Origin of the sequence: Asanoa sp. NPDC049573 (genome assembly GCF_040676615.1) — a bacterium.
GTDB lineage: Bacteria > Actinomycetota > Actinomycetes > Mycobacteriales > Micromonosporaceae > Asanoa.
In genome coordinates this window covers 37,802-63,532 of the sequence record NZ_JBFAPI010000018.1, presented here as the reverse complement: position 1 = coordinate 63,532, position 25,731 = coordinate 37,802, and the positions used below count along the sequence as shown (strand labels likewise).

Here is a 25,731-nt window from a genome sequence, read left to right as displayed (position 1 = left end):
ACGTTCCGCCACATGTCGGCGATCCCTGAAGTCAGCGTGGTCATCCCCACGCACTCGCGGCCTGAACTGGTCGTCCGGGCCGTGCGGGGCGCGCTGGCGCAGACCTTCGACAACATCGAGGTCATCGTCGTCGTCGACGGTCCCGACGACGCCACGGTCGCGGCGCTCGGTGCGCTTCGCGACCGGCGGCTGCGCACGATCGTGCTGCCCGGCCAGGGCGGTGCGCCGAACGCCCGGAACACCGGCGTACGGGTCGCGCAGGGCCGCTGGACCGCGATGCTCGACGACGACGACGAGTGGCTGCCCGAGAAGCTGGCGGTGCAACTCGAACTGGCCAAGTCGGCGCGCGTCCCGCTGCCGATCGTCACGAGCAGATTGATCAACCGTACGCCGCGGGCGGATTTCGTCATGCCCCGCCGTTTGCCCGACCCGGGCGAGCCGCGCAGCGAATACCTGACCGTCCGGCGCGGCCTCTTCCACGGCGACGGCTTCGTGCAGACCTCGATGATCATGGCGCCGACCGAGCTGCTGCGCCGGGTGCCGTTCACCGTGGGCCTGCCCCGGTTGCAGGAGCTCGACTGGACGCTGCGCGCGCTGGCCGAAGAGGGCGTCGACCTGCTCGTGGCGCCGGAGCCACTGGTCATCTGGCACACCGACGAAGACCGGCCGCGGCTGAGCCTGGCCTCCCCGTGGGAGCGGATGTTCGACTGGTCGCGGCGCAACCGGTCGCTGTTCACCCCGCGGGCCTACGCCGCGGTCACGCTGGCGGTGATCAGCTCGATGGCCGCGTCGACCGGCAGCTTCCGGGTGTTCCGGTCGCTGCTTCGCGAGGCCCGCACCCACGGCCGGCCCGGCTTCCTCGACTACGTCACGTTCCTGCAGGTGTGGTTGCTGCCACCGACCCTGCGGGCCACCCTGCGCGACAGGGTGCTCCGCCGGCGCCGCTCGGCCGGGCGCGAGCCCGTGCCGGCAAGGGTCGCGGCCCCGGTCGGTTGAGCCCCGGCGCGGAGTAGGCGCCGGGTGGTGGTGGCTTGGCGCGGAGGTCGCGCCGGTGGTTGAGGCCTGGCGCCGGGTCCGAGTCGGCGGCGAGGGCTGAGGCCTAGGGTCACGTCCGAGTTCGGGCTGGTGGCGGCGTCGGCTTACCGATGCGCCTAGCGGCGGCCGAGCCGCGACTTGAGCTGGCGGCCGGTCAGCGAGGCGACCATCACCGCGGCCCGGGCCAGCGATCGCACGCCGCCGACCTCCATCGTCGAGGGCATCGGCCGGCTGCGCCGCCCGTCACCGGCGGCGCCGCCCTCGACGGTGATCCCGACGGCGTCCGCGGGTTCGGTACGGCTGCCGTAGACGGCGGTGACCGCGGCCGCACGTGACTCGCCGGTCGCGCGCACGAACTCCGCCCGGCGTACCGCCGCCGTGCGCCAGAGCAGCACCGGCTCGTCGTTGCCGACCCGGATCAGGCCCACCCGGTGGTGGTCGGCCAGCTCGACCAGATGCCGCAGGCTGTCCGGCGCGAGCCGGTAGGCCGGCGGCAGCTCCAGCAGGTAGGGCGCGGGGAAGGCCGACACCGGCTCGGTGACCAGGCGGACCCGGGGCTCGCCACGGTAGGTGGCGGCGATCAGCCGGCGGTCGAGGTCGGGGTCGGCCAGCGGCGACACCCGGGCGTCGTCGAGCTTGTCCCACGCGCCGAGCAGGTTGACGCGTACGTCGAGGTCGGTGCCGTGCAGCACCGAGTCGACCGCCGCCCGGACCCGTTCCAGCGACTCGTCGCCGACCGGGATGACCACCTCGGCCAGCGGCACGGTCCAGACGGTGCCGCCGACCTTGCGGGTGTGCCGGGGGTACGGGATCCGGTCGGCGAAGAACGCCGCGTTGTAGCGGGCCACCTGCTCGCGGGCCTTCATCACCTGGGTGCGGCCGAGGTGCCAGCTGCGCGCCGCCGGCTCGGGCACGAACACGGCGCCAGCCTGGGCCAGCCGGTAGCCGAACTCGGTGTCCTCACCCAGCCGCAGGTCGGTGTCGAACCCGCCGGCCGCCTCGTAGAGCTCGCGGGTCACCGCCGCGGTGGCACCGACGTGGATCCGGAACGCCAGGTGGTCGGCGGTGCGCAACTGGTCGGTCTGTGTGATGTAGCGCTCGACGTAGCTGTGCGGCTCGCCCGCGGAGCCGCCGAACAGGTCGGCCGCCGCACCGGTGCGCCACGCGTCGGCCACGGTCGCCGGCGCCGGCCACGGGCCGTGGGTCTCCGGGTCGACGAAGCGCTTGTAGCCGAGGGTCACCGCGTAGGGGAGCACGTGCTGCCAGCGGGCCTGGGCGGCGACATGCTCCGGGTAGGCCACCATGTCGGCGTCGAGCCAGTGCAGGATCTCGCCGCTGCTGTGCCGGGCGCCCCAGGCCAGCGCGTTGGCCCGGCCCCAGCCGGCACCGACCCGCAGCAGCGTGGTGCGGGCCGGGCGGATCGCCGGCAGCTCGATCGCCGGCTCGGAGCCGTCGTCGACGACGACCACCTCGAGCAGGTCGGCCGGGTAGGTCTGAGCGCTGAGCGAGGCCAGCGTCAGGTCGAGGGTGGCCTGGCAGCGGAAGGCCGGAATGATCACGCTGACCGTCTTCGTGGGCTGCCAGCCGGCCAGGTCGGGCACGGCCACCGTCGACCAGTCGTTGCGGAGCACCCGCGGAATGGCGTTCATGACCAACCCTTCAGCGGCGCCGAGCGTACGGGCGCGAAGGATAGCGTCCCCGCGTTACGGGGCGGTGGACGCGAGGTGGCCCCCGGTCAGCGGGAGACGCGACGCCGTCGGGCCCGGAGCACTTCCACGCCGATCGGCACCAGCGAGAGTGCGACCACGCCGATCAGGATCAACTCGATGTGCGAGTGCACGAACGCGATCTGGCCGAGGAAATAGCCGAGGATCGTGACGCCGCAGCCCCAGAGCACCCCGCCCAGGACGTTGAACAGGACGAAGGTGCGGTAGGGCATTCGGCTCGCGCCGGCCACGATCGGCGTGAACGTGCGGACGACCGGCACGAAGCGGGCGAGCACGATCGAGCGGGCGCCGTGCCGCTGGAAGAACTCGGCCGCGCGTTCCAGGTTCTGCTGCTTGAACAGCTTGGAGTCCGGCCGGGAGAACAACCGCGGCCCGACCCGGCGGCCGAACAGGTAGCCCACCTGGTCGCCGGCGACGGCGGCCGCGGCGATCAGCACGCAGGCCAGCCAGAGCGGCAGGTGGAGATAGCGGCCGTCGGCGATCAGCAGCCCGACGGTGAACAAGAGCGAGTCGCCGGGCAGGAAGAAGCCGATCAGCAGGCCGGACTCGGCGAACACCGCGACCAGGATGCCCAGCATCCCGAACGTGGAGATCAGCCATTCCGGGTTGACAAAACCCACGGTCAGTGCCGTTCCGCGACAGCGGGAAGCCGCCGGCTGAGGACGACCACGCCGACCGCGAGGGCGGCGATGACCAGGCTCGCCAGGATGTCGGCCGGGTAGTGCACCCCGACCCAGATCCGGGCCAGCCCGATCAGGACGGCGGCGACCAGCAGTGCGAGCCCCCAACGCCGGTGCAGGAAAACGGTGACGGCCAGGGCGACCGCGAAGGCGGCCGTGGCGTGGTCGCTGGGCAGGGAGGTGCCAGGGGCGTGGGCGATCAACTGGTGCACCGGGTGCGCCTGGAACGGCCGCTGTTCGAGGCCGAGCCCGCCGACCGCGAGCCCGACCAGGAACGCGAGGGCCAGCGCGGCGCACACCTCGGCCACCGGCCGGAACCGGCGCCGCAGCAGCGCGTGCAGGCACAGGCCGGCGGCTACCGCGAACACCCCGAAGATCAGCCAGACCGCGACGAACTCGACCGGGTCGTCGACCCCGTCGACGCGCCCGGCCAGGCCGTTTATCGCCTCGAAGGTGCGGTAGTTCACCCGCCCAAGCTCCTACAATTTGTAGGTGCTGTCAAATCTCCGCGCCATGTAGACCGCGGTGGTCGCCACCGCCGCGTGCGGGATGTGGACGGACAGCGCGTCCACCGCGCGGGCCAGCGGCCGCGACCAACCCGACCGGTAACTGCCCGCCGGCGCCAGCCCGAAACCGTGCCTGGCGACGATCTCGAAGCCGTGCCCGGCCAGCAGGTCGGCGACCCGCCGGTGGCACAGTTCGGCGAACGAGCGGTCGGCGCGGTGCCGGCGCCGCCCGAGACCGCGCAGCGAGCCGCTCGGCCCGTGGTTCTCCACCAGCAGCTAGCCCGCGTCGCGGTCGGGCATCCCTCGACGATCAGATGCAACTCACCGGGTACGGGCCGCGCCCGGGCCCGCAGCCAGCGCCGCAGGCGCACCCCCCGGTCGTCGACCGCCGCCGCCCAGCCGTCCGGTGCGTAGGCCTCCTCGTCGTAGCGGGCCGCCGTGGCCGCATCCTGGAACACGTCCGCGTAGTCGCGCATGATCGCCCCTTCGGTACCAGCTCCTACAACATGTAGGTGCTAGCTTCGTTACTGACGGCCGCTACCAGCGTTGGGCGTTAGGGTGAATACGGAGGTGGATCGATGGCCGTGAACGCGGGTGCCGGCCGCCGGCCGCATGGCGCGCTCGAAGCGGAGATTCTCGCGACGCTCGCCGCCGCCGGCGGGCCGCTCAGCGCGACCGAGGTCCAGCGGGCGCTCGGCCACGACCTGGCCTACAACACCGTGCAGACGATCCTCATCCGGCTGCTGGAGAAAGACGTCGTCGAGCGCCAGGCGCAGGGGCGTGGCCACGTCTACTGGGTGAAACACGAAGAGGCGTCCGAAGCGGCCCGGCGGATGCGCGCCACGCTCGCCGGCCGGCCCGACCGCTCGGCGGTGCTCCAGCGGTTCGCCGCCGAACTCGACGACGACGACGCGCGTACGCTCCGCGCCCTGCTCGCCGAGCCGCCGGAGGCGCCATGACCCTGGCCGTCTACCTGCCCGCACTGCTCTCGCTGCTGCTGGTGGCCGTGTCGGGGCTCGCCGTGCGGCGCGCGCCGCCGGCCGTCGCGACCCGTGGCCTCGCCCTGGCCGCCGCGGGCGCCGCGGCCGCGTACACCTGTTGCCTCGGATTTCTGACCCTGACCCTGCTCGACGACGTGCCGCCGCTCGCCGCCCTCGACCACCTGCCCGGGCTGCCCAAACCGGTGCCGGGCCCGATCGCGCTGGTCGCGGCCGGCCTGCTCGGCTGGGGTGCCGTCCGGCTGGTCCGGGATCGCCGGCTGCGCCGCGACACCGCCGAGCGGCTGCGCGCGGCCGGCCGGCCCCGGGCCGACGGGCTGGTGGTCGCCGACTGGGCGGCGCCGCACGCGGTCGCCGTGCCCGGCCGCCCCGGCCACGTGCTCATCACCACCGGCCTGCTGCGCGCCCTCGACGGCCGTGAGCGGCGGGTGGTCCTGGCACACGAACGCGCCCACCTCCGGCACCGGCACCACCGGCTGGTCTCCACCGCCGCGGCGGCCGCGGCGGTCAACCCGTTGCTGGTGCCGCTCCGCGACGCGGTCGCCTACCAGGCCGAACGCTGGGCCGACGAGGAGGCCGCCGTGCAGGTCGGCGACCGCGGGCTGGTCGCACGCTGTGTCGCCAAGGCGGCGCTCGCGGCCAGCCCGGTGCTCGCCCTCGGCGGCACGAGCGTGGTCGACCGGGTGCACGCGCTGCGCCGCCCGGCACCGCGCGGCCGTTGGACCCGCCTGCTCCTGCCCGCCGCGGTCGTCGCCGGCATCGGCGTGGTCACGTTGGTGGCAGCCGCGGAGTTCGCCGCCCTCGCCGCCGCCTGGTTGGGCGCCGCGTAAGACCGTTTGTCTCCGGTTCGAGCGGGTAGGCGACAGTTTGACCGCGCGAACAAGGGGGAGTCACGTGTTGCTCATGCGAGACCTCGCGCACCAACTGCCGCTTCGACTCGCTACGGGCGCGTTCGTGCTCAACTCCGGGTTGACCAAACGCGGCGCCGACGACGCCGCGGCCAAGGGCATGCACGGGTTCGCCTCGACGGCATACCCGTTCATGGGCGAGATGGAGCCACAGAAGTTCGCCCGGATGCTGGCGACCGCGGAGATCACCGTCGGAGCGGTGCTGCTGTTCCCGCTGATCCCGGAAGGCATCGCGGGCCTCACCCTGACCGGGTTCTCGGCCGGACTCGTCGGCCTCTACCTGCGGACACCGGGTATGCGGCTGGACGGCAGCCTGCGCCCGACCGAACAGGGCATCCCGCTGGCCAAGGACAGCTGGCTGCTGGGCATCGGCCTGTCCCTGCTGATCGACGACGCGGTGCGGATCTTCTACCGCTGGCGTGGCTGACGGCTGGCTCAAGCAGCGTCTGGGCCGACCGCTGGACCGCTTTCTTCGCGCCCGCCGCCGGCGTGCTCGGCCGCGGCGGGGGGCGTTTGCGCAAAACGGCCCGACCGACCGTGCCGGTGGCTTGAATGACTCTTAGGCAGAACCGGGCCGAGGGGGTGATCGATGCGGGTGGCCGCGGTAGGCGGAAGCCGGCTGCTCAGCGTCGGTGGGTACCGGCCCGCGCGGGTCGTGTCCAACGCCGAGATCTGCACACGCATCGATTCCACCGACGAGTGGATCAGACGCCGCTCCGGCATCGCCAGCCGGCGCTTCGCCGACGACAGCGAGACCGTGGTCAGCATGGCGGCCGCCGCCGGCCGGCAGGCCCTCGATCGCGCCGGGCTGGAGCCGGCCGACGTCGATGCCGTCCTGCTGGCCAGCATGTCCCGGGTCCAGCAGACCCCGCCCGCCGCACCGCAGGTCGCGCAGCAGGTCGGCGCGGCCGGGGCGGCCGCCATCGACCTCGGCGCCGCCTGCGCCGGCTTCTGCCACGCCATCGCGGTCGCCGACGGGTTGATCTGGGCCGGCAGCGCCCGGCACGTGCTGGTGATCGGCTCCGAGAGGATGACCGACATCATCGACCCGACCGACCGCTCGCTGGCCTTCCTGTTCGCCGACGGCGCCGGCGCGGTGCTGGTCGGCCCGGCACCGGAGCCCTCGGTCGGCCCAGTGGTCTGGGGGTCCGACGGCTCCCGGGCCGGGCTGATCGGCCACCAGGAGCCGTGGACGAGCATGCGCGAGAAGCCGGACTTCTACCCGACGATGACGATGGCCGGGCCGGAGGTGTTCCGCTGGGCCGTGCAGGAGGTCACCGCGACGGCCCGGGCGGCGCTGACCGTGGCCGGGCTCGACCCGTCGTCGCTGGCGGCGTTCGTACCGCATCAGGCCAATGCCCGGATCACCGACAAGATGGCCGCCGACCTCGGCCTGCCACCGTCGTGTGTGGTCGCCGGCGACATCGAGACGGCCGGCAACACGTCGGCCGCCTCGATCCCGCTCGCGCTGGACGCAATGCTCGCCGCGCCCGACGCCCCGCACGGCCCCGCGCTGCTCGTCGGCTTCGGCGCGGGCCTCTCCTACTCGGCGATGGTCGTCGATCTGCCCTAGGCCGTGTCCTGCCGATCATCGCGGCCTGCGACGGGCCCAGATGCCGCCTGGCGGCGGCTCGGGATCACCGAGATACAACACCGGTATCCCGGCAACCCCGAGCCACCACCAGACGACATCTGGCCTCCGTCTCGGCTCACGATGCTCGACAGGACACGGCCTTAGGCCGCGGCACCCCGGTGCTCGAAGGCGGTCAGGCCGAAGTCGGCCGGGTGCACGTGGTCGAGGTCGAGGTTGGGGTAGAGCACGTGCTGCGAGAGCAGGGCGTGCACCCGCTTGCCGGCCTCGTGCACCGCGTCGGGCCTGGTGCTGAACTTGGCCTTGCTGGCCGGCTTGCCGCCCTCGCCCTGCGCCGGGGAGGTGGCGGCCAGCACCCGGGAGATGATGTCGGCGATCTCGTCCATCTCGGCCGGACCCATGCCGAGCGTGGTCAGCGCCGGCGTGCCCAGCCGCAGCCCGCTGGTGTACCAGGCGCCGTTGGGGTCGCCCGGCAGGCTGTTGCGGTTGAGTGTCATGCCGCAGTCGCGCAGCGCCTGCTCGGCCTGGCGGCCGGTGAGCCCGAAGCCCTCTTCGACGTCGACCAGGAGCAGGTGGTTGTCGGTGCCGCCGGTGAGGACCGGGACGCCGCGCTTGAGCAGCCCGTCGGCCAGCGCCTGGCTGTTGCTGACGATCCGGGCGGCGTAGTCGGCGAACTCCGGCTTCGACGCCTCGCGCAACGCCACCGCCTTCGCGGCCATCACGTGCGAGAGCGGGCCGCCGAGGATGGCCGGGCAGCCCTTGTCGACCGCCTCGGCGTACTCGCTCGTGCAGAGCACCATGCCGCCGCGCGGGCCGCGCAGCGTCTTGTGCGTGGTCGTGGTGACCACGTGCGCGTGGGCGACCGGGTCGAAGTCGCCGGTGAACACCTTGCCCGCGACCAGGCCGGCGAAGTGGGCCATGTCGACCATCAGCGTCGCGCCGACCTCTTCGGCGATCGAGCGCAACTCCGCAAAATTGATCTTTCGGGAGTACGCCGAGTAGCCGGCGAGCAGAATCAACGGCCGCACCTCGCGGGCCCTGTCGCGCACCGCGGCGAGATCGAGGAGCTTGGTCTGCGGGTCGACGGCATAGGAGTGCGCCTCGAACATCCGGCTGGAGATGTTGAACCGGTAGCCGTGGGTTAGGTGCCCGCCCGAGTAGTAGTCCATCGCGAGCAGCCGCTGGTTGTTGAGTTCGGTGCGCAACTGGGCGAACTGCGCCGCGTCGAGTTGCGGCAACCGGGCCGGCGCGTCGGGGCCGCCGAGCTTGGCCAGCACGTCGGCCTCGACCCGGGTGGCCAGGATGGCCAGGAACGCGACCAGGTTGGCGTCGGCGCCGGAGTGCGGCTGCACGTAGGCGTGCTGCGCGCCGAACAGGTCGGTGGCCAGCTTGGCCGCGGTCGCCTCGATCGTGTCGACGTTGTCGCAGCCGGCGTAGAACCGGTGGCCCGGGAAGCCCTCCGCGTATTTGTCGGTGAGCAGCGAGCCCTGCGCGGCCTGCACGGCCAGGGAGCTGAAGTTCTCGGAGGCGATCAGCTTGAGGTGGGACCGCTGGTCGAGCAGCTCCTGCACGGTCGCCGCCGCGATGCCCGGGTCGACCGCGCGGACCGCGTCGAGCATGGCGTAGAACCCGATCGCGGACGGGTCGAGCTGTCCGCGGTCGACCGCACCGAGATACCTACCGACGATCGTCTCCACCGCACGCCTCCAGCGACTCTGAGCAGCACCGCCGGCCATTCTCCGCCAGCCACGTCGGCGCGTGGCGGCCGGGTGTCCGATTGGCGGGGGTAACCTCGGGGCGCATGACCACCCTCCCGGACGACGTGATCCGCCTCCTCGACGAGCCGTGCACCGCTCACCTGGCGACCATCCTCCCGGACGGCTCCCCACACAGCGTGCCGGTCTGGGTCGGCCGCGAGGGCCCCCACATCGCGTTCCTGACCTCACCCGGCTCACGCAAGGCCCGCAACATCGAGCGCGACCCGCGGGTGGCCATCTCCCTGACCCGCCGCGAACGCCCCAACGACATGGCGTTCCTGCGCGGCCGGGTCGTCGAGGTGGTCGACGGCGACCGCGGCTGGGAGATCATCGACCGCCTGTCCCAGAAATACCTGGGCGGCCCCTACCCGCTGCGCACCGACCGCGCGGCCTACCTGATCGAGGTCGACCACGCGGGCGCGATGAGCTTCTGACCGCGCGAAGGGGGCCTCGCGGCCCCCTCCGCTCGTGGCGGTCAGGCCAGGAAGGCCTGGAACTCGGCGGCGCGGACGAAGTCGTCCTGGATGCTGCCCGCGGCGCAGTCGGTGGTGAACTGGGGGTCCTGATCCTGCTCGCCGGCGTAGTCGGGTGCGCCGGTGCACTGGTTGCTGACCACCTCGAAGCGCAGGTGGGTGGCCAGCGTCAGGGGGATCCGGAAGTCGCGCGCGATGAGTTCGGGGGCGCGCGGCCGGGGCGCGATCGAGGGGAACGCGTCTTTCGGGCTGGTGTAGACGGCCCGGAAGTCGCTCGGGTCGGTGCAGGTGACGGTGCCGCGCGCCGTACACGCGGAGACCTTGAACTGGCGCAGCGCGCTGAACCTGTTCTGCGTGCCCGCGTCCGCGTCGCCGGCTACCGGTGGGCGGAGCATGGCGCTGACCTGCACCCGGCTCACGAGTTGGGCGCCGCCGGCCAGGTCGACGGTCACCTGCTTGCCGGCGATCGGGCTGTTCAGCGATGCCCAGTTGGTCGCCTCGTCGTCGTCGATCAGCAGGGCCTGGTTGACGCCGTCGCCGGTGGCGGTGGCGCCGGCCGAGCCGGACGCGAGGTTCTGCAGCATGACCACCGGCAGCGGGACGGTCTGGCCGGCCTTGACGGTGATCGGGCCGACCCGTTGCAGGCCGCGGCCCGGTGCCTGCACGATGAACTCGTAGGTGCCGGGCACCAGTCGCACCTCGTCGGACAGCGGCGTCGCGGCGTCGGTGTCGGCCACCGGCATCGCGCGGGCCTGGTAGCGGCCCACGAACAGCTTCGCGTTGGCCAGCGCGCCGGTGCCGCCGCCGAGTGCGATCGGCTTGAACAGGACGCGGGCCTCGGTCGCCCGCGGCGAGGAGAAGCTGGGCACCGGGTTGACGTCGCCCGGGCCGGCACTTGTCGCGCCCTCGCCCAGGCCGCGCTTGGCGAACGCGTTCCAGAGCAGGTCCTGGTTGGCGCCGCCGAAGCGGATCTGGTCGGCGGCCAGCATCGCGTCGCGCGAGTCGACCATGCTGACCCCGCTGACGGCCATCAGCAGGTAGGAGTCGAACACCAACTGCATCCAGCGCCGGTTGCCCGGGCAGTCGGTGACCGCCCGCTGGCCGTTGGCGCAGGCCTTCTGGATCGTCGCGTTTCCGGACCCGTACCGCTTCATCATCGCGGCCCGGATGTCGAAGTTGGTCGCCGTCCACACCTCGCCCGAGGCGTGCACCTGCAGGCCGACGAAGTCGTAGTCGACCGAGCTGTAGTTGAGTGGGCTCTGGCTCATGTTGTAGTTGCGGATGCCGGCGATCGGGTCCGAGGTCACGTATTGCCCGATCGTGTAACCGCGGATGCCGGCCGGCGCGTAGCCGTGCTCGAACAGGTATTCCATCGCGAGCTGGTCGGACCAGCTCTCGCTCATGCCCTGCGGGCTGGAGACGCCCATGTTGGGCCCCGCGATCATGCGGCCGCTGATGGCATGGCCGTATTCGTGCGCGATCACCGACATGTCGTAGTCGCCGTCGACGCACGGCGCGTAGAAGCTGCCGGGGATCGACTGCCAGAGGTACATGTTGGTGATCGGCGCGGTGCCCTCGGGCGGCGTGATCTGGTTGGCGTTGTCGCGTGCCGCGAAGCTCGGGAAGCCACCGGCGATGCCGCCGGCCTGGGCGTTGCCCTGCTCGAAGTCGTTGCCCAGGTTGCCGTTGCCGAAGTTGTCACCCTGCATGTTCCAGGCGGCCTCGGTGAAGCCCAGGTGGTAGGACCAGTCGTGCATCCGGTTGTGCATGCCGAACAGGTTGGCGCGCGCCGCGTCGATGTCGTTGCGCTCCGGCGAGGTGAAGGTCGCCGGGTTACAGCCCTGCTCGTACCACTGGTTGGTCCAGGGGTATTGATAGTCGCGGTCGGGTCGCGCCGTCGAGGTCTCGGTGCCGACGGTGAACGGGTCGGCGCTGTTCCAGTTGTGCACGGCGATCGAGTTGTTGCCGCGGGTCGTGTTGGTCGACAGGCCGGTCGCCGGGTCGACGTCCCAGGGCAACGGGGAGGCGGAGGTGCCGACCGTCTCGGCGCAGCCGGGCGCGTTGGTCCAGCACCAGTCGACGCGGGTGTCCGTGCCGCTGTAGTCGACCGGCGGCGAATTCGGGAAGACCTCCCACTCGGGGTTGTCGGAGTCGTGGTCGACCAGGTCTTCGCGCACCAGCACCTGACTGTCGCGAGCGTCCACATAGGTGGAATAGCCGACCGGTTCGGCGCCGTTGGCGACGAGCACCACCTGGTAGGCGGCCCGGACACCGCGATCGGCGGTCGGCACGGCGACCAGGTCGGTGCGCAACACCCGGGCACCCGGGGTGGCGGCGTCGGCGATCGCGACCCGTTCGGCGTCGGCCGCGGAGATCGTCGCGGGCTCCGGCGCCGCACCGTCACGAGCCAGGGAAGAGCTAACATAAAGGACAGATCCGGCGCGTACGCCGACAGACAGGATCCCGTCCCGCCCGGCGGGCAACCCACCGAACCGCTGCCGCATGATCACCGCGGCGCCTTCGCCCATCGGCCGCACCGTGAGCACCTCGAGCGCGGCCGCGCCCGACTCGGTGAGCCCGAGCAGGTCGCGGTTGGCGGCCACGTAGTCGCGGGCGGCCTGGGCCGGATCCTTCGACAGCCCGGTGGCCAGCGCCCGGCCGGTCGGCGCCGCCGTCGCGACGGTGCCGAGGTTGTTGAAGCTCACCCGAGCCGCCGCGCGGCTGGCCCGACTGCGCTGCTCACCGGTCGGCGCGAGCGCACCGCGGCGGTTGTCCTTGTCGCGGGAACCGGCGTGGTCGCCCTGCACCACACCGCCGTTTCCCGGCCCAGGCTGTTGCGTTGCCGGCCGGCCGGCAGCACCGGCAGCACCGGCCGCACCGGACGCGAGAACCAACACCGCTGCGGTCAGCAGCACGGTGCACCCTCGCGAGCCAAGAAGTCGTCTTTGCACGGCCCCTCCTCTCGGACGGCAGCGTTGCCGTCGGAGAGAAATTTACGTGCATCACTGATCTAGCACATCCCCTGGATGGACGTCAGTCGATCCGTCGACGCCGGCGTCGGTTGTCTGCTCCCGCTCGCCCGGCCGACGCGGTTTGAGAGTGACGAGTTGCAGATCGAGAAGGTGATTCTGGGCGTTGTTGCTGGCATGGAGCACGCTGCGCAGTAGTTCCTCGCGGACCTCCCATAGGTGGGTCAGGTCGGCTTTCTTCTCGTAGCGCTCTGCTAGCCATTCGGCATGCAGCAGATAGCAATGCACCAAGGGCTGGCCATAGTAGTAGCTCATCTGCTTCGAGGTCATCTGGAAGGTGCGTAGGAAGGTAACGCTGAGGTAGCCGGACAGACTCGCGCCCAGCGCCGTCAGCCCGCCGGCGACAATCTGGCCGCCGACACCGTCCAGGGTCGCGATGAACGCCGTGCCGGCGAACAGGACCAGCAGTCCCGCGGAAGCGGCCGCGACACAGGCGGTGTAGGAGGTCTGCGCCTAGCTGAGCGCGACGGCGACAAACCTATCCATCAGCCGGAAGTTAAAGGAGATCAGTCCCGCCAGGGTGCGGTTGCGGATGGCCGAGACGATCGCGCCGAGTTCCTTGCACTCGCGCTGCCGTTGCGACCAGCGGCGGCGGCGGGCGCGGTGCGCCGCCATCACCGCCAGCGGGGCGGCGACGGCAACGACCAGTAGGAACGCCGCGCAGACGAACATCGGCTGGGACTGCGCAGCCGACGGGGTACGAAATAGCGCGACCGCGGTTAGCCCCGCGCAGCCCGCGAGCGCGCTCGCGACCAGCCAACGGCGGGCTCGGGCGGCCCGCAGCCGGTCCTCCTCGACGATCGCTTTCAACTGGTCGTCTGACATCGCCCACGGGTCTGTCGGGCTGCTCGCAGTCATCCCTGCCTCCTCAAGGAGGCGATCCTTCTCTCGGCGCAAGGGCTGATGCAGTCGGATCATGGACTAGCCAGGGTCTGCTATCCGGCGGACGTGGCTCGCTGGCGATGTTTCGCGTACGCCTTCTCCGGGCGGGCCAGGACCGTGTCGTAGGTCCACGGGTATTCGGTGACCCGGTCGCCCAGGGCGTCGAAGCATGCCGCCGCCGCCTGGCGGTCGCCGGTCATCGAGAAGGCGTACGCGAACAGGTTCATCGCCCACACCCAACCCGGCCGCCGGGTGAACGAAGCGTGGAAGACCGACCGGGCGGCCGCCGCCCGCAGTTCGTCGGCCACCGCGGGGGAGGCCCAGTAGTCGCCGGCCGACGCCTCCATCGAGCGCTCCACGTGAGCGTCCGGGATCAGGGCGCCGAGCAGGTTGCCGGCCGGGGCGGCCGCGGACGCCGTGCGGGCGAAGGCGAACATCTCCTCGTCGCTGCCGAACCACTTGTGGCACAGGTATTGCAGCCGGTGTTCGTGTGCGAACCGGTGATGCGGGTAGCGGCTGACCACCGCCTCGAAGCGGGCCGCCGCCTCGTCCTTCGGGACCTGGCGGCCGCGCGCCGAGAGCACCAGGAAGCTGCGCGCGGTGACGTCGTCTGGGTCGAGCGCGATCGCCGCGTCCAGGTCGTCCTCGGCCAGCCGGAGCCGGCGGAAGAACTCCTGGAACCGCTCCTTGCTCACGTACTTCGCGCGGGCCGCGGTGCGGGCTTCCCAGGCCCAACCGATGGCGTACGCGCCGCGGACGGTCAGCGGCAGCGGGTCACCGGGCGCCGCGGCCACCCACGAGCCGAGCGCCGGCCACAGGTCGGGCACCGCGCTTGCGCGGTCGAGCAGGTAGGCCCGGTCGTCGGCGTCCGGTATCGACCGCAGCACCGCGTCGGCGGCCGTCCAGTCGTGCCGAGCCAATGCCTGGCCCAGCGCACGCGCGGTCGGGTCGCCCTCGGTCGGGTCGACCGTGAGGCGGGACGAACTCGAAAACGGCCACATGGCCGCCGATCGTAAGGGTGGTGATCTTCGATCGGAAGGGGTCTTGCCCCACGAAGATCACCGTCGTAGGTTGCCCTCCGGAAACGGGGAGGAACAATGATCGGCGCGGTCCGCGCACTGATCTCGGTCGTCATGTTGGCCGGGTTCTACGTCGTCGCACTGGTCGAGCTGATCGCGCTGATCGTGGTCGGCGTGCTGATCGGCGACTGGGTGTCCGGCCTGCTCGCCGTCAAAGTCGTGGTGCCGGTCTTCGTGGCGTCGATCGGCGCGCTGGCCCTCTCGATCTGGCGGGCCATGCGGCACAAGCCCGAGCCGGTCGACGGCCTGCCGCTCACCGAGGCCGCGGCGCCCGAGCTGTGGGCCACCGTCCGGGAGTTGGCCGAAGCGGTGCGCACCCGGATGCCCGACGAGATCCGGCTGGTGCCCGACGTGAACGCCGCCGTCAGCGAGCACTCCCGGTTCCTCGGCCTGGTCGGCGGCCGCCGCTTCCTCTACATCGGACTCCCGCTGCTGCAGGCGATGTCCGTCGACCAACTCCGCGCCGTGATCGCACACGAACTCGGCCACTACTCTGGGCTGCACACCCGGCTGGCCGGCGTCGCCTACCGGGGCCGGCTCACCATCGAGTCCACGGTCGGTGCGCTGTCGCCGTACAACCCGCTCGGTTGGGGTTTCCGGGGTTATGGCCTGGTCTATCGGCTGGTCGACAACGTCGTGGCGCGCCGGCAGGAGTTGGCCGCCGACCGTGCCGCCGTGCGGGTCGCCGGCCGGGCGTCGGCGATGGCCGCGCTGCGTGAGCTACCCGGGCTCGGTGCGGCCTGGAGCTTCTTCTTCCGGCGCTACGTGGAGCCGGGCTGGACCGCCGGGTTCGCACCCGACGACCTCTTCGGCGGCTTCGGGGCGCTGGTCGAGGCCCGCGCCGACGAGTTGGCGGAGTTGCGCGAGCGCGAGCCCGAGGCCAACGCCTCCCGCTGGGACACGCATCCGCCGATCGGGGCGCGCGTCGCGGCGATGGCCGGCGCGCCGGAGATCGACCGCGTGCCCGACACCCGGCGCTCCGGCGCGCTGCTGCCCGACCTCACCGTGACCGGCCGGCAGTTGCAGGAGTTGACGATCGACGCCGGCGACCGGGAGGTGTTGCGCTGGCCCGAGTTCACCGCGGCCGCGATCGCCGCCGCCGAGCAGCGCGAGGCCGATGCCCTGTTGCGCGCCGCGGCCCGCCACACCGGCACGCCGCAGGCCAACCTGCAGTCCATCTTGGACCTCGTGCCCGGAGATCGGCTGGCCGACTTCGCGGCGCCGTTCTTCGAGAACGCGACGAGGCGGGAGGCCGTCGCCGCCTTCGCCGGGCCCATGACGATGCTGTTCCGGGTCGCGGCGGTGCGCTCCGGTGCCGGGCACTGGCAGCACTCGTGGTCGAAACCGGCCGAGTTCGTCGGTGCCGACGGCACGCCGCTGCCGCTGCACGAGATCGCCGACCTGGCGGTGTCGCCGCAGACCCTCGACGAGGCCCGCAAGCGGCTGGCCGAGTTGGGCATCGACCCGGCTGTCGCCGGCATCGTCGAGGAGCGGGCCACGGCGCGCGGCGCGCGGGTGATCGGTGGCCTGGCCAACGTGACCGTCGACAACCACGCCCACGACGTGGTGCTGCTCAGCAACGGCTTCGTGTTCGTGCCCGATCCCGGCAAGATCGAGAAGGGCCGGGAACGGCTGCGCGCCCTGGTCGGCTCGTTGCCGGCGGAGCGGCTGGCCGAGCGTTACCGGTTCCTGCCCTTCGAGGAGGTCGCGTCGGCGGCGGTCGAGAAGCGGACGCCGGTGCGGGCGGTGCTGACCCTGCACGACGGGACCGTCATGATATTCCGGGAGAAATGGGACGGCCAGGACCTGGAGTCGAAGAGCCGCGAGACCCTGCTCGAGGTGCTCGGCCAGCTCCGGCTTGCGACATAGGCGGATTATCCGTTACGGAACTATGCTGGGCGTCATGACCGCCATGGCGCCCCGGCGCGACAGCCCCGACCTGTCGTTCCTGCTCGACCACACCAGCCACGTGCTGCGTTCCAGGATGGCCGCCGCCCTGGCCGAGATCGGGCTGACCGCCCGGATGCACTGCGTGCTGGTGCACGCGCTCGAGGAGGAGCGCACCCAGATCCAACTCGCCGAGATCGGCGACATGGACAAGACCACGATGGTGGTCACGGTCGACGCCCTGGAAGAGGCCGGGTTGGCCGAGCGCAGGCCGTCGAGCACCGACCGGCGGGCCCGGATCGTGGCGGTCACGCCCGAGGGCGCCCGGGTGGCCCGGCGCAGCCAGGAGATCGTCGACCGGGTGCACGCGGAGGCGCTCGACGCGCTGCCCGCCACCGAGCGCAAGACCTTCCTGCACGCCATGGAACGCCTGGTCGCCGGCCACCTCGCGGCCCCGGTCGAGAACCCGCGTCCGGTCCGCCGGGCCCGCGAGCGCGGGAACTGATTCTTTTAGAGATTGTCTGCAACGGAACCATCCGCTACGGTCCTTCCTATGGACCTCATGGCTGCACGCGTACGGTGGATCGCCCTCGGCGTGATCGCCACCGGCTCGCTGATGACCGTGCTCGACGGCAGCATCGTCACCGTGGCGATGCCCGCAATCCAAGACGACCTCGGCTTCTCGCCGGCCGCGCTGAGTTGGGTGGTCAACGCCTACCTGATCGCGTTCGGCAGCCTGCTGCTGTTCGCGGGACGGCTCGGCGACCTGATCGGTCGCAAGCGGATGTTCGTCGCCGGCACCCTCGTGTTCACCGCGGCCTCACTGCTGGCGGGCGCCGCGACCAGCCCGGCGCTGTTGATCGGAGCCCGCTTCCTGCAAGGCGCCGGCAGCGCGATGGCGACCGCGGTCAGCCTCGGCATCCTGGTCACCCTGTTCGAGACGGCGGGGGAGCGCGGCCGGGCCATCGCGGTCTTCAGCTTCACCGGCGCCGCGGGTGCGGCCATCGGCCAGGTGCTCGGCGGCGTCCTCACCGACGCGCTGAGCTGGCACTGGATCTTCTTCATCAACCTGCCGATCGGCGTGGCCACGGTCGTGCTGGCACAGCGCACGTTGCCCGCTGACCGTTCCTCCGGCCGGGCAACCAAGGCCGACGTCGTCGGCGCGGCACTGGTCACCGGCGCGCTGGTGGTGGCCATCTACACGGTCGTCAAGATCGAGGAGTACGGGTGGGCCTCGGCCCGCACCCTCGGCGGCCTGGGCCTGGCGCTCGCCCTGATCGCCGCCTTCGCGGTCCGGCAGGCCACGGCGCGTGACCCGTTGCTGCCGCCGCGGGTGCTGCGCGCGCCCGGTGTGGCGGTGGCCAACCTGATCCAGGTGCTCACCCTGGCCGCGTGCTTCGCGTTCCAGGTCACCGTGACGCTCTACCTGCAACGCGTTCTCGGCTACGACGCCCTGCGCACCGGCCTCGCGATGCTTCCCGCGGCCGTGGCCATCGGCTCCGTCTCGTTGGGCGTCGCGGCGCGGCTCAACGCCCGCTTCGGCGAGCGCCGGATGCTGCTGATCGGCCTGGTGCTGCTGGCCGCCACGCTCGGCCTGCTGGCCAGGCTGCCGGTGCACGCCAACTACGTGACCGACCTGCTGCCGACGATGCTGCTCGCCTCGGGCTTCGGTCTCGTGCTGCCCGCGCTCGCCACCCTGGCCATGTCCGGTGCACGCCCCGACGACGCGGGCCTGGTGTCCGGCCTGTTCAACACCACACAACAGATCGGGATGGCCATGGGCGTCGCCGTACTGTCCACGTTGGCGGCATCCCGCACCGACCGGCTGCTGCACCTCGGCCACGGCACGCCCGAGGCCTTGACCAGCGGCTACCGGCTCGCGTTCGGCGTCGGCGCGGGGCTCGTCGTGGTCGCCTTCGTGACCGCCTTCCTCCTGCTGCAGCCGGCTTCGCGTCCCGCGCCCGCGGCCGTCGCGCAGGCTGAGCCCACTAAGGTCTGAGACCTCGCCGGCCCCGCTCCGGTCGACAGGGCCGCACGCCCGATGCTTTGCTGCAAGGAGATCAGATGAGCACGCTGCTGCTGGTGCCCGGTGGTCTCTGGGAAGAGATGGACGCCGAGCGCTTCTGGCGCCGACCCGGTGTCGTCGCGGCACTCCAGCGGCGGGGGTTCGACGTGCGGACCGCCGAGCGCCCGCACCGGGCACCGAGTTGGGCCAGCGAGGCGGACCACCTCGCCGCGGCGCTGCCGCGGCACCCGGTGACCGTGCTGGCCGGGTCCAACGGCTGCTCGGCCGCCGTCCGGCTGGCCCTGCAACGGCCGGACCGGGTCGAGCGATTGCTGCTGGCCTGGCCGGCGACGGCCGGCGACGACGATATCGACGCCCGGCTGCGGCCGGCTCTCGCGGCGCTGGGCGCCACCGCGGAGGTCCTGGCCGCGCTGCTGGGCGGGCGGCCGCTGCGGGGGTCGCACGACAGCGAGCTCGCGACCCTGACGCAGCCGGTCGGAGTGCTGCCCGCGGTGCCCGACAATGCCGTCCACAAACGACGGACCGTTGACGCCCTGCTCCGGATCCTGCCCCAAGCGACCGAGCTGCCGGGGTGCCCCGAAGCACCCCGGCCGGAGTTCCCGCCGCACCTCGACCGGTTCGCCGACGCGGTCGCTGACTACATCAGACGGTGATGGACCCGCCCAGCGGGATTCGCTCGTACGCCGTCTGGCTCTTCTCGGTCATCCAGCCGTCGAAGTTGTCGTAACCGAAATCGCTCGAGGCCATCCGGTCGTGGATCGGCGCCGCGCGGTCCGGAGCCACCGCGCGGGTGAAGTCGAGCGCCTCGCGGAGCTTGAACCACGGGCCGCTGGACGGCACCAGCAACGTGGTCACCGGCTCGGCCGGCACGAAGAAGGAGTCGCCCGGGTGGTAGACGCCGTCGACGATGAAACCGACGTTGCGGCACCGCGGCAGGCCGTCGTATGTCTCCGCGTGCTTGCCGCCGACCACCGTGACGGCGAAACCGTCGACGGTGAACGTGTCGCCGACCGCGACCGGCTGGATCGCCTCGGCCACCGCTGGTGCGTTCTCCTCGGCGGCCGCGGCCCTCAGCGACTCGTCGCCGTAGATCCGCAGTTCGCGGGAGGAGGCCAGCAGTGCCGCGAGCTGTTCGACGGCGAAATGGTCGGCGTGTTCGTGCGTGACCAGAATGTCGGTCACGCCGTCGTAGGCTTCCGGCTCCGTCCAGATACCCGGATCGAGCAGCAATCGGCGGTCGCCGTCGTCGACACGTACGCAGGCGTGCGTGTACTTGGTGAGCAACATGATCGAACTCTACGACGGCGGCAGGTGGATCACGGTGCGGGTCCAGCGCAGGCCGTCGGACGACCGGTAGACGGCGGCGTTGTCGAAGGCGACGTAGACACCGGGCGCCGTGACCCGCACCAGCGCCCGGGCCGGGGGAAGCCGGTCGTCGAGCCCCGGAAGGTCGACGGTGCGGTAGCCGCCGGCCGTGCCCGCGTACCACAGCCAGGGCGGGTTCGTCGTGCCCAGCACGATATGGGTGCCGTCCGCCGCGACGAACCCGTCACCGTCAGCGCCGGCGGACGATGGCAGGGTCTCCGGACCCGGTTGCCAGCTCCGGCCGCCGTCGATGCTCCGGAAGACCGTGGGTTTCGAGCCCGAGACCACGGTGTACGCGGTGGAGCCGTCGACGCTGTGCGGCACCGCCGACCGGTACGCGGACGGCATCTCCTCCCTGCCGAAGACGTGCGTCGACCAGGTACGGCCCCGGTCGTGGCTCACGGCCACCGCGGGTCGGGAGCGGTCGTCCGGGTCACGGCCGGTGACCCAGACGCCGGCCGACACGGGCACCTGGGCCGGTGCGTCGATCGTCAGCGCGGGCTGGCTGGCCAACGGAGCCGCCAACGCGGTCGCCGGGTCGACGGCCAGGAGCGTGCACACCTGGACCGAGGGCTCGGCGCACTGCACCCAGCCGCCCGCCGGCACCTCGGCCACCGGGTCGGGGCTGGACCGCAGGACACGCCAGGTCCGGCCGCCGTCGGTGCTGAGCCGGGTCTCGTACTCGATCTTGGGGGGCGGCGATGCCACGTCCTCGATGGTGCGCAGCAGCACGCCGGGTGCGGGCGCGGTCACCCGCCCGTCGCCGAAGTCGGCCTGGCGGACGGTCCAGGTCCGCCCGGCGTCGTCGGACCCGACCAGCCGGGCCGTGCAGTGCCGCACCTGGCCCTGCCACGGGCAAGCGGCGATCCCGGCGTAGAGATGCGTGGCGTCGGTGGCCGCCGCCGAGATGATCGTGCCGTCATGGGTCTCCGCGGGCCACCCGTCGGCACTCTGTGCCGGGTGGGGTGCGGTGACCGGGCTGCCGCCCGGGGCCCGCGCCGTGGTCACGCCCATCGCGCCGACCAGCACGACACCCACCACCGCGCCCGCCGCCCACGCCGTCGCCCGCCGGTGGCGCCGGCGGAACGCCTCGGCGTAGACCTCGTGGGCGGACAGCCGGCTCGGCGGCCCCTCGTCCGCGGCTAAGTCCCGCAACTGTCGCTTCAGCTCGCTCATCGGGCGCCACCTACCGTCGTCGTCTCTTCCTGGTCGCGGAGCAACTCGCGCAGCTTCGCCATGCCGCGCGCGGCCTGGCTCTTGACCGTCCCTTGTGAACACCCGAGCGTCGCCGCGGTCTCGGCGACGTCGAGGTCCTGGTAGTAGCGGCAGACCAGCACCGCCCGCTGCCGTGGCGGGAGTTGCCGCAACGCGGCGACGAACTCCACCCGCAACGTCGAGTCGGCCTCGGCAGATCGTTCGGGCGGTTCGGCGACCGACCTCTCCCGGCGTCGCCACACCCGCCTGACGTCGGAGAGGTAGGCGCGCACCAGGCAGGTGCGCACGAACGCGTCGAGCGCTTCCCGGTCGCGCACCTTCCGCCAGCTCACCGCCAGCCGCATGAATGCGCTCTGGGCCAGGTCGTCGGCCCAGTGCCAGTCACCACACAACACATAGGCGGTACGCCGGACCGCGTCGCGCCGTGCCGTGAAGTACTCCCGAAACTGCCGTTGATCGTCGGTCTCGCCGCGCGGCATGACACCTCCTCGGTTAAAGGTGCACGGCGGCGCCGCGATCGGTTGCACGGGTGTGTAGCCCAGTTGACATCGTGCCGGTCGCTCCGGCGGGAGACTGCGTGGGTGACTGTTACCGCGACACCGCGCCAGCGCCTCACGGCCGTCCGCGCGGCCGCGCTCTTCGACGGCACGGGCGACACGTTGACCCCGAACCCGGTGGTCACGGTCGACCCGGGCACGGGCCTGATCGTCTCGGTGGGCACGGCCCCGCCCGACGGCGCCGACGTGGTCGATCTCGGTGCGGCGACGCTGCTGCCCGGTCTGGTCGACGGGCACGTGCACCTGGCGTTCGACGCCTCGGTGGACCCGGTCGCGGCGCTGGCCGAGCGGGACGACGAGGCCGCGTACACCGCGATGCTCGAAGCCGCCCGGCGCACGGCCGCCGGCGGCGTGACCACGGTGCGCGACCTCGGCGACCGCGGCTACCTGTCGCTGCGGCTGCGCGAGGCCGCGCGCACCGACCGCACGCTGCCGACGATCGTCGCGTCGGGTCCGCCGATCACCACACCCGGCGGCCATTGCCACTACCTGGGCGGGGCCGCGGCCGGCATCGAGGGCGTGCGGCTGGCGGTGCGCGACCACGCCGCCCGAGGTGTCGACGTCATCAAGATCATGGCGAGCGGCGGCAACATCACGGCCGGCAGCCGACCCGAGCTGTCGCAGTACACCGCAGCCGAGTTGCGCGCCGCCGCCGACGAGGCCCACGCACACGGCCTGCCGATCACCGCGCACGCGCACGGCCTGCGGACGGTCCGCGACGCGCTGGCCGCCGGCGTCGACGGCCTCGAACACGTCACGCTGATGACCGTCGACGGCATCGACAAGATCCCCGACGACCTGGTCGCCGCTCTGGCCGCGGCCCCGGTGACCGTCGGCCTGACGCTCGGCATGGTCCTGGTCCCCGGCGCCCCGCCCCCACCGAACGGCATCCGCGAACGAATCCCGGCGATCATCGAAAACGCCCGCACGATGTACGCCGGCGGCGTCGACCTGATCGCCGGCACCGATGCGGGCCTGGGCCCCGGCAAACCGGCCGACGTGCTCCGGTCCGCGGTCGGCATGCTGACCACCTGGGTCGGCATGACCCCGGCCGAGGCGTTGCGCACCAGCACCGCGCGCGCCGCGGAGGTGATCGGCCTCGGCGCCAGCAAGGGCCGCATCGCCCCCGGCTACGACGCCGACCTGCTGGCAGTCGACGGCAACCCGTTGACCGATCCAGCCGCGATAGATCGCATCAAGGCCGTCTACGTCGGCGGCGAGCCCCTTCCCGTCACCGGGCGCGGTTGACCGGCCTCGACAGGCCCGCGGCCAGGTCGGCCCGGGTGCCGACGCCCAGCTTGGCGTAGACGTGGGTCAGGTGGGTTTCGACCGTACGGCGGGTGACGAACAGGCGCTGCGCGATCTCCGGGTTGCTGTGTCCTTCGGCGGCCAGCGTCGCCACCCGGAGTTCGGCCGACGTCAGCGCGTCGACCCCCGACACCGCCGCCCGCCGCGGTCGCGCGCCCGACGCTTCGAGTTCCTGCCGGGCCCGGCGGGCCAGCAACCGCATGCCACCCCGGTCGGCCAACGTGAGGGCCCGGCGCAGCGGATCGCGGGCGGCATCGCGGTGGTTGCCGCGCCGCAGCGCCGCGCCGAGGTCGACGAGGGCGCGGCCGTGTTCCAGCCGTTCCGGCGTCCCGGCCAGCAGCTCGACCGCCTCCTCGAGCAACCCGATGGCCTCCTTGGAACCGACGACCCGGGCCAGCGCCCGCAGCCCCGCACCCCGCGGCCCCGGCAACCCGACCCGATCGGCCAGCTCGATGTGCTCCACGGCGAGCCGCCGCGCCGCCGCCCGGTCACCCAGCCACAGCACGGCCTCGGCGTCGTCGGCCCGCCAGGTGGCCAGCCCCGGATGCACGGCACCGAAGCGCCGCCAGTGATCGGCGGCCCGGACCAGGTCGGCATGGGCGTCCGCCGGGCGGTGCTGGGCCAGTCGCAGGCGCGCGCGGCTTTCCAGCAGGTGCGCGGTGGCCAGCGCCCCGGAAGGCGGCTCGCCCACCGCTGCCAGCACCCGGTCGGCCTCGGCCAGCTCGTCGTGCTGCGTCAGCGCCTCCACCAACGTGAACACCGACCACAGCAGCGCGGGGAGGGGCGAGTTGACCAGCTTGAACTCGTAGGCGAAGCGGGCGTCGGCCACCGCCTCGTCGATCTGGCCCGCGCGGATCAATGCCAGCGCGCGCAGGAAGCTGCCGTGCGCGAGCGCGATCAGCCAGCCGCGCGGGCGGGCGGCCTCGATCAGGGCGGTGCAGTGGTCGCGCGCGGCGTCGAGTTCGCCGCTGTCGATGAGGATGAACTTCGCGCACGTCGCGAGGATCGAGCCGGCCTCGTCGAGGGTGCCGTCGCGCAGGGCCGGGGTCAACAGCGCCACGGTCGAAGCGGCCGGCGCTCCGTCGAACAGGGCCGCCAGTGACGCGATCACCCGCCAGCCCGGAGACGACGAAGGCGAAAGCCGGGCCCGGGCCTCGTCCACCGTCGACGTGTCAAGCCAGATGTTGCCGAGCAGTTCCGCCTCGAGGTGGGCGCGGACCTCCGGCGCGATGCCGTCCGCGTGGTCGAGCCCCAGCCGGCACAACCGGCCGGCCTCGACGAAGTGACCGCCGAGACCGAGCGCCCGCGCCCCGGACAGCGCGATCCGCGACCGTTGGGACGGCGACGCGGCCAGGTCGACGGCAGCGGCGAGCAACGCGGGTGCCTCGGGATCCACGTGAGCGGCGAGGGCCAGGCCGAGATCGCTGCGCACGTCCGCCTCGACGGAAACGGACAGCGGCGGTTCCGCCAGCGCCCGCCGCAGGAAGACGGCCGCGCTCTGCGGCGCGCCCCGCAGGCTGGCCCGCGCCGCGGCCTCCCGCAGCGTCGCCACCGTCGCCGCGTCGCGGGCGGGCTCGGTGCGCAACAGGTGCAGCGCGACCGCCTCCGGGTCGGCCCGTTCCCCGGCCAACAGCCGCGCCGCCCGCGCGTGCCACTGGCTCCGCTCACCGCCGGCCAGCGAGCCGTAGAGCGCACCGGCGACCAGCGGGTGCACGAGGAACCAGCCGTCGTCGGCGCGGTCGAGCAGCCCGGCCGCCCGCAACCGGTCGGCCACCCGCAGCGCGTCATTGCCGGACAACCCGGCCAGGGAGCGCGCGTGTCGCAGCGGTGTGCCCCGGCCCAACACGGCGAACGCCCGCGCGAGCGACGCCGAACCGGGCGGCAACCGCAGGAGCTGACGGCCGACACTTCGGGCCACCTGCTCCGGGCCGAACGCGCTCAGCGTGGCCGCGAACTCGTCGGTCGGCTCCACCCGCTCGGCGACGAGGTGGTTGAGCAACGCGCCGACCAGGAACGGGTTGCCGGCGGTGGCCGCGTGGCACGCCGCGGCGAAGGTCGGGCCGGCTTGCGGCAACCGTTGCGCGACCACCGCCGCGACGGCCGCCGGGCCGAGCGGGCCGGGCCGCACCGGCGGCTCCGGCGCGAGTGCCAGCAACTCGTCGAGCAGGTCGGCGGACGTCGGCGGCTCGCCGGTGCGCACGGCGCACAGGATCGCCAGCGGCAGCTCCCCGAGCTGCCGACCCAGGCCGGCCAGCCAGCGCAGCGACAGCGGGTCGGCCCAGTGCACGTCGTCGACGACCAGCAACGTCGGCCCGCGCTCGGCGAGGCCCACCGCCAGCCAGGTCAGGCCGTGCAGCGCGGCGTGCATGGCGTCGCCGCCGCGGACCGGCTCGGCCCGGTCGGCGTCGAGCGCCCGTCGCGCCAGTTCCGCGGCGCCGGGCGGGAACTCGGCGGCCGGCAGCGGTGCGAAGAGCTGCCGCGCGACACCCCAGCCGGCGTCCTGCTCCAGCGGGCTGCCGGCGGCCCGCAACGTGCGGACGCCGGCCGCCGAAGCCGTCTCGGCCGTGGCACCGAGCAGGCTCGACTTGCCGATGCCGGCTGGCCCATCGACGATGATCATCCGCCCGATGCCGGCCCGCACCGCGGCGACCTGCCGCCCGAGGGAGGCCAGCTCGGCGTCGCGTTGCAACAACACGCGAGGCACGAAC

Annotated in this window: 22 protein-coding genes and 2 pseudogenes; 11 read left to right on the top strand and 13 right to left on the bottom strand. The window is 72.6% G+C overall.

The features are described from left to right. The first annotated feature begins 12 nt into the window (after positions 1 to 12). Positions 13 to 996, top strand: coding sequence for a glycosyltransferase family 2 protein (locus AB0J74_RS31125; RefSeq protein ID WP_363454273.1), 984 nt, complete (start codon positions 13 to 15; stop codon positions 994 to 996). 155 nt (positions 997 to 1,151) lie between these two features. On the opposite strand, the gene AB0J74_RS31120 is transcribed toward AB0J74_RS31125, so the two are convergent. The 4 genes from AB0J74_RS31120 to AB0J74_RS31105 all read right to left on the bottom strand — a co-directional run bounded on the left by AB0J74_RS31120 (position 1,152) and on the right by AB0J74_RS31105 (position 4,218). Continuing rightward, a complete protein-coding gene (locus AB0J74_RS31120; RefSeq protein ID WP_363454271.1) occupies positions 1,152 to 2,684 on the bottom strand; it encodes a glycosyltransferase in 1,533 nt (510 codons plus the stop codon). 86 nt (positions 2,685 to 2,770) lie between these two features. Further along, positions 2,771 to 3,340, bottom strand: a complete 570-nt coding sequence (locus AB0J74_RS31115; protein WP_363454432.1) for a VTT domain-containing protein — start codon at positions 3,338 to 3,340, stop codon at positions 2,771 to 2,773. Between the two features lie 44 nt (positions 3,341 to 3,384). After that, positions 3,385 to 3,909, bottom strand: coding sequence for a phosphatase PAP2 family protein (locus tag AB0J74_RS31110; RefSeq protein ID WP_363454269.1), 525 nt, complete (start codon positions 3,907 to 3,909; stop codon positions 3,385 to 3,387). A 12-nt stretch (positions 3,910 to 3,921) separates the two neighbouring features. Continuing rightward, positions 3,922 to 4,218 (bottom strand): hypothetical protein, encoded by a 297-nt coding sequence (locus tag AB0J74_RS31105; RefSeq protein ID WP_363454267.1) that lies wholly within the window; start codon positions 4,216 to 4,218, stop codon positions 3,922 to 3,924. 308 nt (positions 4,219 to 4,526) lie between these two features. On the opposite strand from AB0J74_RS31105, the gene AB0J74_RS31100 reads away from it, so the two are divergent. From AB0J74_RS31100 to AB0J74_RS31085, 4 genes are all read left to right on the top strand, one after another. Further along, the gene (locus AB0J74_RS31100) at positions 4,527 to 4,907 is read left to right on the top strand and encodes a BlaI/MecI/CopY family transcriptional regulator (RefSeq protein ID WP_363454265.1); all 381 of its coding nucleotides are present in this window, start codon (positions 4,527 to 4,529) and stop codon (positions 4,905 to 4,907) included. Beyond that, entirely contained in the window at positions 4,904 to 5,776 is an 873-nt protein-coding gene (locus AB0J74_RS31095; RefSeq protein ID WP_363454263.1) for a M48 family metalloprotease, read from the top strand. The genes AB0J74_RS31100 and AB0J74_RS31095 overlap by 4 nt, the downstream gene beginning before the upstream one ends. Positions 5,777 to 5,849: 73 nt before the next feature. Next, the gene (locus AB0J74_RS31090) at positions 5,850 to 6,281 is read left to right on the top strand and encodes a hypothetical protein (protein ID WP_363454431.1); all 432 of its coding nucleotides are present in this window, start codon (positions 5,850 to 5,852) and stop codon (positions 6,279 to 6,281) included. Between the two features lie 162 nt (positions 6,282 to 6,443). Then, on the top strand, positions 6,444 to 7,427 hold the full coding sequence (locus AB0J74_RS31085) for a beta-ketoacyl-ACP synthase 3 (RefSeq protein WP_363454261.1): 984 nt from the start codon (positions 6,444 to 6,446) through the stop codon (positions 7,425 to 7,427). A gap of 224 nt (positions 7,428 to 7,651) precedes the next feature. On the opposite strand, the pseudogene AB0J74_RS31080 reads toward AB0J74_RS31085, so the two are convergent. Beyond that, positions 7,652 to 9,133, bottom strand: a pseudogene (locus AB0J74_RS31080) (glycine hydroxymethyltransferase); the annotation flags it as partial. A gap of 113 nt (positions 9,134 to 9,246) precedes the next feature. Between AB0J74_RS31080 and AB0J74_RS31075 the strand changes: the two are divergent. After that, the gene (locus AB0J74_RS31075; RefSeq protein ID WP_363454259.1) at positions 9,247 to 9,636 is read left to right on the top strand and encodes a TIGR03618 family F420-dependent PPOX class oxidoreductase; all 390 of its coding nucleotides are present in this window, start codon (positions 9,247 to 9,249) and stop codon (positions 9,634 to 9,636) included. A 41-nt stretch (positions 9,637 to 9,677) separates the two neighbouring features. Here the strand turns inward: AB0J74_RS31075 and AB0J74_RS31070 are convergent, their stop codons facing one another. The 4 genes and pseudogenes from AB0J74_RS31070 to AB0J74_RS31055 all read right to left on the bottom strand — a co-directional run bounded on the left by AB0J74_RS31070 (position 9,678) and on the right by AB0J74_RS31055 (position 14,587). Beyond that, on the bottom strand, positions 9,678 to 12,590 hold the full coding sequence (locus AB0J74_RS31070) for a M36 family metallopeptidase (protein WP_363454257.1): 2,913 nt from the start codon (positions 12,588 to 12,590) through the stop codon (positions 9,678 to 9,680). An 87-nt stretch (positions 12,591 to 12,677) separates the two neighbouring features. Beyond that, a pseudogene (locus AB0J74_RS31065) lies at positions 12,678 to 13,145 on the bottom strand (hypothetical protein); the annotation flags it as partial. 12 nt (positions 13,146 to 13,157) lie between these two features. Then, positions 13,158 to 13,622, bottom strand: coding sequence for a hypothetical protein (locus tag AB0J74_RS31060; protein WP_363454255.1), 465 nt, complete (start codon positions 13,620 to 13,622; stop codon positions 13,158 to 13,160). A 17-nt stretch (positions 13,623 to 13,639) separates the two neighbouring features. After that, positions 13,640 to 14,587: a DUF4034 domain-containing protein gene (locus AB0J74_RS31055; protein ID WP_363454253.1), complete on the bottom strand. Its 948-nt coding sequence runs from the start codon at positions 14,585 to 14,587 to the stop codon at positions 13,640 to 13,642. A 96-nt stretch (positions 14,588 to 14,683) separates the two neighbouring features. Between AB0J74_RS31055 and AB0J74_RS31050 the strand changes: the two genes are divergently transcribed. The 4 genes from AB0J74_RS31050 (at position 14,684) to AB0J74_RS31035 (ending at position 19,231) form a co-directional block, all read left to right on the top strand. Next, entirely contained in the window at positions 14,684 to 16,534 is a 1,851-nt protein-coding gene (locus AB0J74_RS31050; RefSeq protein WP_363454251.1) for a M48 family metalloprotease, read from the top strand. Between the two features lie 34 nt (positions 16,535 to 16,568). Then, entirely contained in the window at positions 16,569 to 17,057 is a 489-nt protein-coding gene (locus AB0J74_RS31045) for a MarR family winged helix-turn-helix transcriptional regulator (protein WP_363454249.1), read from the top strand. Positions 17,058 to 17,105: 48 nt separating this feature from the next. Further along, positions 17,106 to 18,551, top strand: coding sequence for an MFS transporter (locus AB0J74_RS31040; RefSeq protein WP_363454247.1), 1,446 nt, complete (start codon positions 17,106 to 17,108; stop codon positions 18,549 to 18,551). A gap of 65 nt (positions 18,552 to 18,616) precedes the next feature. Beyond that, complete coding sequence (locus AB0J74_RS31035) at positions 18,617 to 19,231, top strand: alpha/beta hydrolase (protein ID WP_363454245.1); 615 nt, start codon at positions 18,617 to 18,619, stop codon at positions 19,229 to 19,231. Here the strand turns inward: AB0J74_RS31035 and AB0J74_RS31030 are convergent. From AB0J74_RS31030 to AB0J74_RS31020, 3 genes are read right to left on the bottom strand one after another with little or no spacing between them, the layout of a single operon-like run. Continuing rightward, positions 19,221 to 19,865 (bottom strand): MBL fold metallo-hydrolase, encoded by a 645-nt coding sequence (locus AB0J74_RS31030; RefSeq protein ID WP_363454243.1) that lies wholly within the window; start codon positions 19,863 to 19,865, stop codon positions 19,221 to 19,223. The genes AB0J74_RS31035 and AB0J74_RS31030 overlap by 11 nt on opposite strands. 9 nt (positions 19,866 to 19,874) lie before the next feature. Then, on the bottom strand, positions 19,875 to 21,119 hold the full coding sequence (locus tag AB0J74_RS31025; protein WP_363454241.1) for a hypothetical protein: 1,245 nt from the start codon (positions 21,117 to 21,119) through the stop codon (positions 19,875 to 19,877). After that, complete coding sequence (locus AB0J74_RS31020) at positions 21,116 to 21,637, bottom strand: SigE family RNA polymerase sigma factor (protein ID WP_363454239.1); 522 nt, start codon at positions 21,635 to 21,637, stop codon at positions 21,116 to 21,118. Before AB0J74_RS31020 ends, AB0J74_RS31025 begins: the two co-directional genes overlap by 4 nt. A gap of 102 nt (positions 21,638 to 21,739) precedes the next feature. Between AB0J74_RS31020 and AB0J74_RS31015 the strand changes: the two genes are divergently transcribed. Continuing rightward, a complete protein-coding gene (locus AB0J74_RS31015) occupies positions 21,740 to 22,963 on the top strand; it encodes an amidohydrolase family protein (protein WP_363454237.1) in 1,224 nt (407 codons plus the stop codon). On the opposite strand, the gene AB0J74_RS31010 is transcribed toward AB0J74_RS31015, so the two are convergent. Then, positions 22,947 to 25,727, bottom strand: coding sequence for an AAA family ATPase (locus AB0J74_RS31010; RefSeq protein WP_363454235.1), 2,781 nt, complete (start codon positions 25,725 to 25,727; stop codon positions 22,947 to 22,949). The two genes, AB0J74_RS31015 and AB0J74_RS31010, sit on opposite strands and share 17 nt — an antisense overlap. Positions 25,728 to 25,731: the final 4 nt, after the last annotated feature.